General features: G+C 37.9%; 10 protein-coding genes. 3 read left to right on the top strand and 7 right to left on the bottom strand.

Translation table 11 applies throughout. The features are described from left to right. Positions 1-17 precede the first annotated feature (17 nt). Complete coding sequence (ade, locus tag EO121_RS00685; RefSeq protein WP_127165322.1) at positions 18-1700, top strand: adenine deaminase; 1683 nt, start codon at positions 18-20, stop codon at positions 1698-1700. A 77-nt stretch (positions 1701-1777) separates the two neighbouring features. Here the strand turns inward: ade and EO121_RS00690 are convergent, their stop codons facing one another. After that, the gene (locus tag EO121_RS00690) at positions 1778-4594 is read right to left on the bottom strand and encodes an FAD-binding and (Fe-S)-binding domain-containing protein (RefSeq protein WP_127165324.1); all 2817 of its coding nucleotides are present in this window, start codon (positions 4592-4594) and stop codon (positions 1778-1780) included. A gap of 225 nt (positions 4595-4819) precedes the next feature. On the opposite strand from EO121_RS00690, the gene EO121_RS00695 reads away from it, so the two are divergent. Beyond that, complete coding sequence (locus EO121_RS00695) at positions 4820-5314, top strand: S-adenosylmethionine decarboxylase family protein (RefSeq protein ID WP_164725813.1); 495 nt, start codon at positions 4820-4822, stop codon at positions 5312-5314. A gap of 141 nt (positions 5315-5455) precedes the next feature. Here EO121_RS00695 and EO121_RS00700 read toward each other — a convergent pair whose 3' ends face one another. Genes EO121_RS00700 through EO121_RS00710 form a run of 3 tightly spaced genes read right to left on the bottom strand, consistent with a single transcriptional unit; the run spans position 5456 to position 9895 of the window. Next, the gene (locus tag EO121_RS00700; RefSeq protein WP_009354146.1) at positions 5456-5935 is read right to left on the bottom strand and encodes a dCMP deaminase family protein; all 480 of its coding nucleotides are present in this window, start codon (positions 5933-5935) and stop codon (positions 5456-5458) included. A 12-nt stretch (positions 5936-5947) separates the two neighbouring features. Then, entirely contained in the window at positions 5948-8416 is a 2469-nt protein-coding gene (leuS, locus tag EO121_RS00705; protein ID WP_127165328.1) for a leucine--tRNA ligase, read from the bottom strand. Positions 8417-8467: 51 nt separating this feature from the next. After that, positions 8468-9895, bottom strand: coding sequence for a glycosyl hydrolase family 18 protein (locus tag EO121_RS00710; protein WP_127165330.1), 1428 nt, complete (start codon positions 9893-9895; stop codon positions 8468-8470). Positions 9896-10034: 139 nt separating this feature from the next. Between EO121_RS00710 and lgt the strand changes: the two genes are divergently transcribed. Continuing rightward, positions 10035-10847 (top strand): prolipoprotein diacylglyceryl transferase, encoded by an 813-nt coding sequence (gene lgt, locus EO121_RS00715; protein ID WP_127165331.1) that lies wholly within the window; start codon positions 10035-10037, stop codon positions 10845-10847. Positions 10848-11032: 185 nt separating this feature from the next. On the opposite strand, the gene trmFO is transcribed toward lgt, so the two are convergent. Genes trmFO through dprA form a run of 3 tightly spaced genes read right to left on the bottom strand, consistent with a single transcriptional unit; the run spans position 11033 to position 15715 of the window. After that, complete coding sequence (gene trmFO, locus EO121_RS00720) at positions 11033-12352, bottom strand: methylenetetrahydrofolate--tRNA-(uracil(54)-C(5))-methyltransferase (FADH(2)-oxidizing) TrmFO (protein WP_127165333.1); 1320 nt, start codon at positions 12350-12352, stop codon at positions 11033-11035. Beyond that, complete coding sequence (topA, locus tag EO121_RS00725) at positions 12349-14598, bottom strand: type I DNA topoisomerase (protein WP_370447185.1); 2250 nt, start codon at positions 14596-14598, stop codon at positions 12349-12351. The genes trmFO and topA overlap by 4 nt, the downstream gene beginning before the upstream one ends. Before the next feature lie 13 nt (positions 14599-14611). Beyond that, positions 14612-15715: a DNA-processing protein DprA gene (dprA, locus tag EO121_RS00730; protein WP_127165335.1), complete on the bottom strand. Its 1104-nt coding sequence runs from the start codon at positions 15713-15715 to the stop codon at positions 14612-14614.

The raw sequence follows: 15715 nt of genomic DNA on the forward strand, positions 1-15715 counted from the left end.
GGTAAAGGAGCCTTTTTATGATTAACTATAATTCTTACAGTCAAATGTCCAGTGTGGCATTGGGCAAAGAAAAAGCAAGTTTAGTATTAAAGCATGGCACAGTGTTAGATGTATTTAGTGAAAAGTGGGTTCAAACAGATGTGGCTATTGAAAATGGTGTCATTGTTGGTCTTGGATCCTATGAAGGTAAAGAAGAATTAGACTTACAAGGAAAATATATCGTACCAGGCTTCGTAGACAGTCATCTTCATTTAGAATCCACACTAGTTAATCCATCAGAGTTAATTCATCAGGCCCTGCAATTTGGTACTACTACTTTCATTGTCGACCCTCATGAGGCTGGTAATGTAGCAGGGCTTGAAGGGATTCAATTTATCATTGATGAAACTAACGATGTGGAGGGACATGTGTATGTAATGGCACCATCTTGTGTTCCTGCCATCGATGGTGAAGAAACTGGTTGCATACTAGAAGCACCAAAATTGAGCGAGCTTAAACAAAACCCTCGCATCTTAGGATTAGGTGAAGTGATGGATATTCCTCGTGTCATCAACGGAAATATTCCTATGCTGAAAAAGTTAGAAGTCTATGAGGACCGTGTTATCGATGGTCATATCATTGGTGTAAGTGACAAGGAACTACAAGCCTTTGTATTGGCAGGTGTTCGTACGAATCATGAAGCCGGATCTTATGAAGAAGCAAAAGCTCAAGTCATGGCTGGTGTGCAAGTGTTAATTCGTGAAGGTAGCGCTGCTCATAATCTAGAAGCCATCGTAAAAGGCATCATTGAAGATGGTGTTTGTTGTGATAAATACTCTTTCTGTACTGACGATAAACATATTGAGGATATTATTGCTAAAGGACATATTAGTTACAATGTAAAACGCTCCATAGAACTTGGTCTAGACCCAATTCAAACTTATAAAATGGCCTCTTATAATTCCTGTGTAGCCTATCACCTTCGTGATCAAGGTGCCATTGCTCCTGGTTATAAAGCTGACCTTATTATACTAGATGACTATAAAGATGTATCCATTCATGATGTATTAGTAGGTGGCAAAAAGATTTCTCGTACCTATACACATGAGAAGAAAACACCTACTCACCTATTACATACTATTAACATTGGTGAATTTAAACCATCTCAACTAGATTTACCTGTCACTGGTCCAATGCCAATCATTAATTTAATTCCTGGCACGTTGTTAACCAAGATGACACACGAAGAAGTTCCTGTATCCAATGACCTTTTCATAGAAAATGGCACATTTAATAAGATCACATGCATTGAACGTCATCATGCAACAGGACACAATGGTGTAGGGATTATCAAAGGCTATGATATTAAAAATGGTGCTATTGGTACTTCAGTAGCGCACGATGCACATAATGTCATCGTAGTTGGAGACAATGACCACGATATGCTAGTTGTTATTGAGCGTTTGAAAGAAATTGGTGGTGGCTATGTCATTGCTAGTGAAGGTAAAGTGATCGCTGAGCTTCCACTAGAAATTATGGGGCTGATTACGAATGAAAGCCATGAAGTTGTGGATGCAAAAGTTGCGGAAATGAAAGAAATTGCCTATTCTATGGGGGTAAACCGTGGATTAGATCCTTTTATTAATTTAAGCTTCCTATGCTTAACAGTGATTCCAGAGATTAAAATCACTACAAGAGGAATTGCTATTTTTGGTGAGTAATAGAATATATCATTAGCAGAAAAGCAGCCCTTAAAAGGACTGCTTTTCTTTTCATATCATATGACTGCATTACACAGTTATTTAGAACATGCATCCAATAGGTATGCAATACCAATAAATGGAATACCTGCACGTTCTCCTAAACCAATTTCACAAGTAGAGCTAGAGCTTACTCCTAGTGTTGCACCATACTCTTTCACTTCATCTCCTAAATCCCTTGTAGCGGAATGGTTCAATTCTGGTGTGAAGAAACCTTTTTGCCCTGCGAAACCACAGCATGCAAAGGATTTAATATTGAATACTTCATCAGTACATGCTCGTGCAATAAGTTCAATATATTTTTCCTTACCAGCTTTTTTGATTTTACATTGTTTATGAACGATAACTCGTTCTTTACATTTCACAATATCTAATTTAGGTACAATATGTGTATACAAGAACTCAGACACATCAAGGATTGTTACAGATTTAATATGTTTAAACGCATGGGAGAAACATGCAGAATGATCAATCACTACTGGATATACACCACCGCAACTAGCTTCTAATAAAGCATTTTCTAAATCCCGCAACGCCCGTTTATCAATGTCTTCATAGTTTTCAAAGCTCAAACCACAACATAAGTTTTCAATATGAGGTGGATAGATCACATTATAACCTGCTTTTTTACATAAATTTTCCATCACTTGTTGCAAGCTACGAGTATCTTTTTGACCTTGATTTGGTTTGAATGCACGATTTGCACAAGTACTGAAATACACAACATTATCATTGCCTACAGTATTACGTTGGCTTTTCAATGTGTGGCGGTTAGCTTTTGGCAATGTAGTTGGAGCATATGGTGTCACACCTGTTAGTTTGTGAGCACCTTTTGTAATTTTAGAGATTAACTTATTAGTAATCACTTTACCTGCTGCACCACCTAATGTCACACCCATGCGGGCTGCAGCTAAGGTAGCTGGGAAATTGTCATAAATCGCTTCTGCAATACCATGACCTTTTGCTGTCACTTTACGAACAGATAAGGCGATTTGTGCTGTATCAATACCTAGTGGACATAGCATGGAACACATAGAACATGCTGCGCATGTATCTACACCATAATATTGATAGCCTTCCGCTAAAGCATCTGCTTCCGCATGTTTACCTTCTTGACGAAGACGTGTTTCTTCACGTACTAAAGAAATACGTTGACGTGGTGTTAATGTTAAATTTTTAGATGGACAGTTCTTTTCACAGAAACCACATTCAATACACATATTGAACAATGGATCAATAGCAGCCATCGCTTTTAAGTTCTTTTTATATACATCTGGATCATCTGTAATGATAACATCAGGATTGATTAGGTAATTAGGATCAAATAATTCTTTGATACGGCGGTTAACTTGGTAAGCTTTCACACCCCACTCTAATTCAACGAATGGCGCTACCATACGACCTGTACCATGCTCTGCTTTGATACTACCTTCCACAGCAGCGACTTGTTCTGCCATTTCTTTCACTAGTCCACTGAAATTATCACGTTCTCTTGGGTCGTTCAAATCTGGAGTAATGATAAAATGAACATTACCGCTTAAAGCATGTCCAAAGATAATACCGTTATCCATAAAATCATATTTACGGAATAACTCTGTAATGATACCGATGCCTTTAACAAAATCTTCAATTTTAAAACATACATCTTCTGTAATTACCGTAGAACCAGATTTGCGTTGTCCTGCTGCAATTGGCAACAATCCTTTACGGATATACCACCATGAATTATATTCTGCTGGATCTGTAGAATATAAGCTTGGAATAATCGTAGGAATATCTTTTAATTGGTCTTTGATATATTCCACTTGTTCCGCTAATTCTTGTTCGTTATTACTTTCAGATTGGAATAAAATACAGCTAGTACCCTCTGGGACTCCACGTACAAAGTCCGGTACTTGTTCTAATTTTTGTACACTCTTAAGGCTGAGATAGTCCATCATTTCCGCAGATACTACATATTGACGTCCCATATTCGCTAAGGTTACAACTGCTCGAGATGCATCGGATAGTTCTTTATAGAATACAAGACCACAAGCCTTGAATTTTTTATCCTCTACTGTGTTGTAGACTACTTCGGATACAAATCCTAATGTACCTTCAGAACCGATAAAGATATGATTTAAAATATCCACAACATCTTCAAAGTCAACTAAGGTATTAATGGAATAGCCAGTAGTGTTTTTAATTTTAAATTTACGTTGGATTAATTCTACTAATTCGGGATCATCAAAAATCCATTGACGAAGGTCTAATAAGCCTTTTACAAGGTCTGCACGAGAGGTCATGAAAGCTTGTACACTTGCAGGATCACTAGTATCTAAAATAGTCCCATCCACCAACACAACACGAACAGATTTTACTGTTTGATAAGAGTTTTCTACAGTGCCACAGCACATACCAGACGAGTTATTATTAAAAATACCCCCTACCAAAGCGCTAGCAATGGTAGCTGGATCAGGACCAATTTTACGTCCATAAGGAGCTAATTTTTCATTAGCATCAGATCCGATGACACCACAGTCACACCGTAATGCTTTACCTCCATCCAATACTTCCATACGTTTAAAGCCATCATTAGCCACCACTAACACATGTTCACTAGAAGCTTGACCAGATAAAGATGTTCCTGCAGCTCTAAAGGTAACTGGTGTACCATATTGATTTGCTAATTTTAAAATACGAATGACTTCTGCTTCATTATTGGCTTTCACCACTACTTGTGGTACATAGGAATAACAAGAAGCATCTACACCATAGGCATAGCGGTGTAAAAAATCTGTAAATACTCGTTCAGGGCATACGGCCTGCGCTTCTGTAGAAAAAGAAGCAAAATCGTAACGTAACGGTGCTTTCATAATAGGACCTCCTAGCATTACTATATGTAGTATCATTTACATGTTTGAACAACTCGTTCAAAAGGGCATAGCTTTCTATGTCTTATCTATAGCTTACCATAGTAGTAGAGTTTAGTAAATTCTATAATTAATTTTTATAATTACTACTATTACAAAAAAGTATAACAAATTTACAAAATTAAAATTATCTTATATAATAGACTATGAATGAAAGTAGGTGAAAACATGCATGTTTTAGGTGAGCACGTCTTAATTGATTTATATTCTTGCATCGATGAAAAAATAGAATCCCCTGCTGTATTACAAGATGCTATTGTAAACGCCTTAGCAATTACCAATCAATGTGTTGAGGAAATTGATTGCCAAATTTTAGAAGATGAAATCTTCTTAGTGGCTGTATCCCATCACTGCCATGTAATTCTTCATGCGTATCCACAATTAGGCTATGTAGCAGCAGATGTATATACATTTGAAAAATCTGTAGAACCTAAAGTAATTATGAAAGAATTACAACGATCTGTAGGTTCTGAAAAAGTAAAGGCTACTAGTATCCGTCGTGGTGACTTCGGTAATGAAAGAGACATGAAGCCACGTAAACAGTCTTCTCTGACTGCCATGGGTAGAGTCACACGCACTCGAACACGATTGACAAAAACTGGTAAAAATATTACTTCTAAGGGCGTAAAAGCTATCAAAAAAGTAATAGGAAATAACAAATAAACATCGAACATACTAACGGCTAGGTCCTAATTGGAACTAGCCGTTATTTTGTTCGATATTATACTGTCCCAACATAAAAGGCTGAACTTAGGAATATCTCCTCAAGTTCAGCCTTATTATATACAGATGTAACCTTTACAATTATAGTTGTAACGATAATTGTCTACCACTTGGTTCATAAGCCGTAATCGTTACTCCCGCAGTTTGAAACAATCGTTTTGATGCTTGCACTTCTCGTGTATCTTTGTAATCATCACGCCAATAAATCACTTCTTTAATGCCACTTTGTATAATGGCCTTTGCACATTCATTACAAGGGAATAAAGTGACATAGATTTTACTGCCCTCTAAGGAACCACCACGATAATTCAATATGGCATTCAGTTCACTATGAACGATATAAAAATATTTATTATCTTCTTCTCGATTACGATTCCAAGAGAAATCATCATCATCACAACCTAAGGGCATACCATTGTATCCGATAGATAAAATTTTATTATCATCACTTACAATGCAAGCTCCTACTTGCGTATTAGGATCTTTAGAGCGTTGTCCTGCTAACATGGCAACACCCATAAAGTATTCATCCCAGCTAATATAGTCCTTACGTTTTTCCATAGGAACCTCGTTTTATTTGACTACAATATTGATTAATTTTTTAGGTACCACAATCACTTTCACAACAGTTTTACCCTCTGTAAACTCTTGTACACGTGGTAATGCTTTTGCAGCTGCTTCTAGTTCTTCTTTAGATAAAGAAACGGATACTGTCAATTTATCACGTACTTTACCATTTACTTGCACTGCCACTTCTACCTCATCCACAACTAAAGCAGATTCTTCATAAGTCGGCCAAGATGCAGCATGTACAGAACCTTCAAATCCACATTCATGCCAAATTTCTTCAGTAATATGCGGTACAAATGGAGCTAGCAATAATGTTAACTTTTCAACTAGTTCTTTTGCTAAATCGCTTTGTACAGATTCATGGCTATCTTTAAATTGGTACATAGCATTTACCAACTCCATAACAGTACTGATGGCAGTGTTAAAATTGAATTTACCATCTAAGTCTTCTGTTACTTTTTTGATAGCACGATGCAATTCACGGCGTAATGCTGTTTCATCTTTGGATAAGCTATCATGATGTCCTGATGTACCTAATTGTTGGTATGTATCGATAATACGCCATACACGACCTAAGAAACGATAGGAACCTTCTACCCCTTGGTCGCTCCAGTCCAAATCACGATCTACTGGTGCTGCGAATAAGATGAATAAACGAGCTGTATCTGCACCGTATTTGGCAATGATTTCTTCTGGAGATACCACATTACCTTTAGATTTAGACATTTTAGACCCTTCTTTTAGTACCATACCTTGTGTTAACAAGGCTTTGAAAGGTTCATTTACTTCTACTAAACCAATATCATGTAACACTTTTACAAAGAAACGTGCATATAATAAGTGCAAAATCGCATGTTCAATACCACCAATGTATTGGTCTACATTCATCCAGTATTTTGCGATTTCTTTCTTGAACACTTCTTGATCATTGCGAGCATCTGCATAGCGTAAGAAATACCAAGAGGAATCAATAAATGTATCCATGGTATCGATTTCACGTCGAGCAGGACCACCGCAGCATGGACATGTTGTGTTTAGGAAGTTTTCAGATGTAGCTAATGGAGAAATAGCACCACCATCAAAGGATACATCTTCGGGAAGTTTTACCGGCAATTGATCTTCTGGCACTAATTGCTCTCCACATTTTTCACAGTACACAACTGGAATTGGACAACCCCAATAGCGTTGGCGAGAAATCAACCAGTCACGAAGACGGAAGTTTACAGTTTTACGACCTGTACCTTGTTCAGTGAAGTAATCACCTAATGCTTGGCGTGCTTCTTCGGAAGTTTTGCCACTGAAGTCGCCGGAGTTCACCAATATACCATCTTCAGTGAATGCTGTATCTAAGGAAGCAAAATCCAAATCTTGTGCTGTATTTTGGATGACCCAATTCACAGGTAAATCATATTTTTTTGCAAAGGCATAGTCTCTTTCATCATGGGCTGGAACCCCCATAACAGCACCAGTACCATAGTCTGCTAGTACATAGTTAGCAATCCAAATTGGCACTTCTTTGCCAGTGATTGGATGTGTCGCATAAGAACCTGTGAACATACCTACTTTTTCTGCTTCTGTAGAAGTACGCTCAATATCACTTTGGTTGCGCAATGTTTCAATGAAAGCTTCTAACTCTGCTTTATTGGATGCATCTTGAATCAATTCTTTTACATACGGATGCTCAGGTGCCAACACCACATAGGACACACCAAACAAAGTATCTACCCGTGTTGTATACACTTCAAAAGTTTTATCAATTTTAGGTACATGGAACGCAAATTGTGTACCTTCGCTACGACCGATCCAATTGCGTTGCATTGCTTTTACACGGTCAGGCCATTGGTCCAATGTATCTAAATCGTCTAGCAAACGATCTGCATAGTCTGTAATTTTAAAGAACCATTGTTTTAAGTCTTTTTTCACTACATCATTATCACAGCGCCAGCATTTACCATCAATAACTTGTTCATTAGCCAATACTGTATGGTCATGTTCACACCAGTTTACTTTGGCTTCTTTTTTATAAGCCAAGCCTTTTTTATAAAATTGTTGAAATATCCATTGTGTCCAACGATAGTAATCTTCTTTACAAGTCGCAACTTCACGGTCCCAATCATAGGATAAACCCAACTCTTTTTGCTGACGTGTCATGTTGGCAATATTATCTAATGTCCAATCTTTAGGAGACACACCATGTTTAATAGCTGCATTTTCCGCAGGCATACCAAATGCATCCCATCCCATTGGATGTAATACATTGAATCCTCGCATTTTTTTGAAACGTGCCACTACATCACCAATCGAATAGTTACGCACATGTCCCATATGTAAGTTACCAGATGGGTATGGGAACATTTCTAACACATAATATTTTTCTTTACTTGGGTCATACTCTGTTTTTAATACCCCAGACTCTTCCCAATATGTTTGCCATTTTTTCTCAATGTCTTGTGCCACGTATTTTTCGTACATGCTATGCCTCCTCAATTGTATGTATTAATACTCTTAAGTATACTCCAAGTCTTAGTCTTTAGGCAAAGACTTTTTTTCTTTCGTAACCTTTACAACACCTGTTTCATCAGACTGTTTATGTGGTTTCTTAAATTTTAACACCACTTCTTTACCGTCTTTAGAAATCTTTGTCACTTCTGAAGTATCTCTATGTTTAGATTTTTTCTTCTTATCTTTCTTTTTCTCTTGTTTTTTTACTTCTTTTTTATGATCTTTTTTGTCTGAAAGTGCTTTCCCCTTTTCAGTACTATTTGTATTAGCACCATCTAGAGCAAAGCTCAGTACCGGCCACACATCACTAGCTTCAAAACCTTTACGCCAAGCCGCTACGCCTGCAAGTTGTAATTCTTTTACAAGACCCACTTTATAGCTTAACGACTGTGGATCTTCAAACCAAATTTTTGTGAGTGTCCCCTCATATGGTTTCTTTTCATCATAAATACCATAGACACCATTTTTATTCGTCAACGTTAAATAATTACCTTTTAATCGCTCATCCCAGCGCATCACATCTCTGTATTCACGTTCTAAATCCAAGGCTTTGGACATGGCTAGTGTTTTACTTTTTGCTTTTCCTTCCCAAGAACCTTTCACTGGTACAGACCACTCACGCATATAGAATGGAATACCCAGTACGAGTTTTGATGCTGGTACTTCGGAAAGCATTTGCTCTGTATGCTTTCTCACCCATGGATAGGAGGCCACTGGTCCAGCTATATCACTAGATGCCCAAGTTTCATCATACGCCATAAGTACTACATAATCTACTGCATCAGCGTAGGCCTTGCGATCATACACTAAAGACCAGTTTTCACTATTAGAATAGCCCGTTACATCAATAGAACTATGTAGGTTATAATCTCTCAATCCCTTAGCAAGAAAATCCACAAACTTAGTTAGCTGTGCTTTATCTTTGTAATGAACATTTTCAAAATCAAAGTTATATCCATCATAACCATACTCTGTAGCATAATTAATAAGACCTTGTTTGTATCGTTCCCACATCGATTCATTAGCGAGTATTTTACTAGTCATGTCTGGATCGAATTGGTTTGTAATCAAAGGCCATACACGATATCCTTTTTCCTTATAACGATTCACGTAGTCATAAGATAACTTAGGACTTGCTTTTAGGCCAGTCGAAGTCAATTCAAACCAGCTTGGAGACATGATTGATGTACCATTCTGTACATACTTTGTATCATACGCCGTTTCTGATACTATAGGATCAAATACCATGGTGATAGGTAATGTAACTTCTTGCTTTTCTGGAATATACAACATAGGACCTACATATTGTGTAGCTTCTACTACTGTTGTTGAATTGGAAAGTGCTGGAAAGGGAATATGGATTGCTGCCTCTGCTACTGGATAAGAAGCAAACAAACTAAATGCCGATATTCCTAGCACCATATGTTTCATAAATTGTAAGTGTTTCATAAGCGCTCCTTTTAACCTTTATATTATATCACATTCAGCCTATATAGTGGGAACACTATACTATTTCTCTAAAATTTATGGTACACTACAAAGGTAGGATTTGTTAGAAACATTTTAAATAGAAATAATAGGAGGTTCTATGCATCAATATTTATTTTTTATTGGAGGCTTTCCAGTACGCGCCTACGGTTTACTCCTTGCATTAGGTATTATTAGTGCTGCTATTGTAGGCTACTTCATTATGAAAAAAGATGGCCGTGGATGGGAAAAACATATGGTGGATTTTACCATTACTGTTGCTATAGCTGGTATCATCGGTGCTCGACTATGGGATGTATTCTTCTTTGACTGGGGATACTATCATAATCACTTATTAGAAATTCCATACGTATGGCAAGGTGGCATGGCTATCCAAGGTGGCGTACTATTAGGTGCTATTGCTGGAATTTACTATTTAAAGAAACAGCAGGTAGATCCTTGGGCATTTGCTGATTTATTTGCACCAGCCCTTATGGTAGGTCAATCTGTGGGACGTATGGCGAATGTCATGAATGGTGATGCCTTTGGTCACCCTACTGGGGGAAACTTCGGTATTCTCTATCCAGAAACTACCTTGGCATACCGCACTTATGGTAATCAACCATTATGGCCTGCTGAAATATGGGAAGGTCAAGTAGATATTATTTTATTTGTTATCTTACTATTGGCTAACGTGTTCCCTCATAAAAAAGGACAAATCTTCTGCTTATATGCATTCTTGTATTCTGCCTTGCGATTCTTCTTAGAATTCCTACGTGGAGATTATGTAAACCTAACATTAGGCTTTAAGTCAGCACAGGTTACAAGCTTAATTGTCATGGCTGTATCCTTTGGTATCTGGCTATACCTTCATTATAAAGGATCAACGGATACACATATATTCTCTACAGAGAAAGGTAAAAAAAGAAAATAATAATTCATTAGTTTCAACATAAAGTAATGCCTATACAATCAAACTAATAACAAAATATAAAGAGGAAAGGATTGCACATAGCAAATCCTTTCCTCTTTTTCTTATCTATAAAATTTTAAATATTGCAAAATTCTCTTGCCTTTGCATATGTAAAGTACTATATCTATCAGGTACAAAACTATTCATTAAGACAGTAATTCTTCTGCTACAATTAATGCCTCTAGTTCTTCTAATGCACGTTGTGCAATTAATGCGTTTTTCTCCTTTTTCTTGCGCACCTTCGCACCCCATGGCTCCATGATCCCAAAATTAATATTCATAGGTTGGAAACTTGATCCTTCATAGGCACTAATATAATGACTTAACCCACCAAGAGCCGTTGTTTTCGGGAATGTAACAAATTCTTTACCATGCAACATACGTGCTACTTGGATAGCTACCATCATACCCGCAGCTGCTGATTCTAGATACCCTTCCACACCTGTCATTTGACCAGCAAAGAACAATCGCGGATCAGAATGTAATTGGAATGCTTGGTTCAACAGTTCTGGAGAGTTAATATATGTGTTACGATGCATCACACCATAGCGAATAAATTCAGCATTCTCTAACCCTGGAATCATTTGGAATACTCGCTTTTGTTCACCCCATTTTAAATGCGTTTGAAAGCCTACTAAGTTGTACATAGTAGCTTCTTTATTTTCCTTGCGCAACTGCACTACTGCATGCCACTCAATATTGTTCCGTGGATCTACAAGACCAACCGGTTTCAAAGGCCCATAGCGCAATGTATCTACCCCGCGAGATGCCATAATTTCTACAGGCATACATCCTTCAAAATAGATTTCTTTTTCAAAATCTTTTGGTTGTACTACATCGGCTGTAGTTAACGCTTCATAGAAAGCATCATATTCTTCTTTCGTCATAGGGCAGTTTAAATAATCTGCATCCCCTTTATCATACCGTGAGGCTGCAAATACTTTATCGTAATTCAAAGACTCTGCTGTTACAATAGGGGCTGCTGCATCATAGAAATAAAAATCTTTAGAACCAGTTAACTCTTTAATTTTAGTTCCTAATGCTTCTGATGTGAGTGGACCACTTGCAAAAATAACAATACCTTCTGTTGGAATCTCTGTCACTTCTTCATGAATCACCGTGATTAAAGGGTGTTCTTTAATACGTTCTGTGACCCTTTTGCTAAAAGCATGGCGATCTACGGCCAAGGCACCACCTGCCGGAACTTGAGTGGCATCAGCAGATTCCATGATTAAAGAATCTAAACGACGCATTTCTTCTTTCAAAAGCCCCACTGCATTTTCTATCGTATTCGCACGCAAAGAGTTAGAGCATACTAACTCTGCAAATTGATCTGTATGGTGAGCCGGTGAAGACACTTTGGGACGCATTTCATATAAGTGCACAGGAATACCACGCTTAGCCAGTTGATAGGCTGCCTCAGAGCCAGCAAGACCAGCTCCAATAATAGTTACAAAATCTTTCATTCTTTATCTTCTTTCTTTGTTCTAGGTTTACGTTTTGGCCTTGTTTCACAGTCAGGATTGGAACAAAACTCTTTTTTATTTCCATTTTTATATACTTTTTCAGCCATTAAGCTACCGCAAGCGGGACAAGTTTTATCTATAGGTTTATCCCACATTGTAAAATCGCAAGATGGATACCCTTCACAGCCATAAAAAACACGACCTCTCTTGGATTTACGTTCTAAAATCTCATGAGATTTACATTTAGGACATGTTACTCCCGTGCTAACCGTAATGGACTTAATATTTCGACAATCTGGAAAGTTAGAACATGCTAAATATTTACCATAAGGCCCTAGTTTATAGACCATATCATGTCCACATTTTTCACAAAGGATACCACTCTTCTCTGCCTCCAGTTCTATCTTCTCAGCCGATTCAGCTGTGTGTAATTCCTTCTCAAAACTATCATAAAATGAATGGATAACAGCTTCGTAGAAATTAGTCCCTTGTGCAATATGGTCTAAATCTTCCTCCATAGAGGCAGTAAATTTCATATTAATAAACTTTTCAAAATGAGTTGTTAAAAATTCCACCACAGCAAATCCTAAATCAGTAGGAATAAATTGTTTATCCTTACGTTCCACATAATTCCGTTTTAAGATCGTATCAATAGTAGCTGCATACGTACTTGGTCGACCAATTCCCTGTTCTTCTAATACCTTGATAAGACCTGCCTCAGAATAACGGCTTGGAGGTTGCGTAAAATGCTGTATACCATCCATAGAGATAGGCATAATAGCTTGCCCTTCTTCTAGGGCTGGCAAAATATGGTCATCTTCTTTTTTTGCGTCTTCATAGACTTCTGTAAAGCCTTTAAATACTACACGATTCCCAGAAGCCTTCAATGTATACTCATCTACGTGAAATTGCATAGTGATAGTTTCACTTTTCTGTGGAGCCATTTGACTCGCTAAAAATCGATTCCAAATCAAAGTATATAGTTTTAACTCATCACTAGATAGATAGGACGCTACCGCTTTGGGTGGTAATTCCAACATGGTAGGACGAATCGCTTCATGCGCATCTTGAGCATTCGCCTTCGCTCCAAATACATTGGGTTTACTCGGATAAAACTCCTTTCCAAAGTTCTTGAGAATATACACTTTAGCCGCTTCTTGCATTTCCTTTGATACCCGAGTGGAATCCGTACGCATATAGGTAATCAAACCTACATGACCATAGCCACCAATTTCTTTACCTTCATATAAATGCTGTGCTGCAGACATAATTCGTTTTGCATTCATATTCAGTTTGCGTACACCTTCTTGTTGCATCGTCGACGTCGTAAATGGAGCTGGTGCTTTGCGACTACGTTGTTTTGATTGTACAGAACTAACTACACTTTCACGGTCACGAATAACACGTAACACTGCATCACTTTCTATCTCACTAGAAATCGTTAGCTTTTCATCACCTTTGTGTGTCACTACCACATCAAATTGTTCATTCTTAGCTGTTTGATACACACCTTCGATAGTCCAGTATTCTTCTGGAATAAATGCTTGAATTTCTCGTTCTCGATCGCAGATAATGCGTACTGCTACGGATTGAACACGTCCGGCACTAAGTCCCTTGCAAATCTTTTTCCACAACAAAGGACTCAATTTATAGCCTACAATACGGTCCAATACACGACGAGCCTGTTGAGCATCCACCATATGCATATCAATTGGTCTAGGTGTTGCCATCGCCTCTTGAATAGCATGCTTAGTAATCTCATTAAACGTCACTCGACATGGCGTAGTACCATCTATATTCAAAATATGTGCCAAGTGCCACGAGATGGCCTCTCCTTCACGGTCAGGGTCAGTTGCCAAATACACCGCTTTCGCCTTATCTGCTTCTTTACGCAAATCTTCAATAACAGCCTTTCTACCTGGTACATTCAAATATCTAGGTAAAAAACCATTAGTAATAGATACACCCATTTGCATTTTAGGTAAATCCCTTAAATGGCCCATGCTAGCTTTTACCACATAATCATCACCTAAAAACTTTTCAATGGTCTTTGACTTTGCTGGAGATTCCACGATGATTAAAGTTTTTCCATCTTTTTTGAAAGTCCGTTTATGCTCTATTTCAATCGGTTCTGGACGCATGACCAAAGGTCTAGACTCTGGTGCTTTGGCGCTTGATTTGACAGCTTCTTTTGTATCTTTGTCTTTTTTCTTCTCCCCTGTAACGAAGGATCTAGTAATGGCCAAAAATCTTCCTCCTCTAAGTATGTAACACGTACCCCTGAGGGGTGTGTGTAATCATTTGTTTTAGCTCTAATTGTAACAGCAATGTATGAAGATTTGATAAAGGCAATTGTGTGCTATGTACAAGTTCTTCAATCGTTGTATTTCCACCAGGATTCATAGCCTTCAACACACTTTGTTCCTCTTCATTCACTATGTTTACTTTATCACTATCCATGTTACTATACTTTGTGACTTTTTGCCAACCATATTCACGCAATACTTGTTCAGGATCTGTTAGTACAGTAGCTCCTTGTTGAATAAGCCAATGATTTCCATCACAAGTATGCGTCAATACATTACCAGGTATGGTAAATACATCTCTCCCTTCATTAATCGCCATATCAGCAGTAATCAAAGAGCCACTACTAGCTTTTGCCTCCACAACAATAGTGCCTCTCGTCATACCGCTGATAATTCGATTTCGAGAAGGAAAGTGATGACTCTTTGCTTGCATATGCGGTCCATATTCCGATACTAGCAATCCATCTTTTTCTAGAATCTCTAAAAATAAATTCCGATTTGTTCTTGGATAGGTTACATTTAAACCGCAGCCCATAACAGCAATCGTTGGAGTTTGTCCTTGCAAGGCACCTTCATGGCTAGCACGATCGATCCCCATGGCGCCTCCACTAACAACAATAATGCCTAAATTGGACAAAACCCGTCCAAAATGTCTAGCTACTTGTACACCATAGGTAGAGCACTTTCTAGCGCCTACCATCGCTAAAGAACGATCCGTATGTTGCAACACTTCTATATTCCCACGTCCATACAACACTCGGGGACTATTATAAATTTCTAACAAAGATTTTGGATAGCATGGAGATTCCCAAGTAATCACTTCCATATGATAACGCTCTAAATCTTCTTCTAATTGTAATAGAAAGCTTTCATTGATAGGACGGCGAATTTCATCAAATAATTCATATTTACAACCCAATGATGGCTCCACATTGTGATGTAACACATGATGCCAAGCTTCTTTAGCACTTTCGTAATAGGTAAATAAATTACCTAAGCTCGCATTTCCTAATCCTACTACATGTTGGAGAGCACTCGCATAAATTTCGTCTTTCAT

Source organism: Veillonella sp. CHU732 (assembly GCF_003992085.1).
In the GTDB taxonomy this organism is placed as follows: domain Bacteria; phylum Bacillota; class Negativicutes; order Veillonellales; family Veillonellaceae; genus F0422.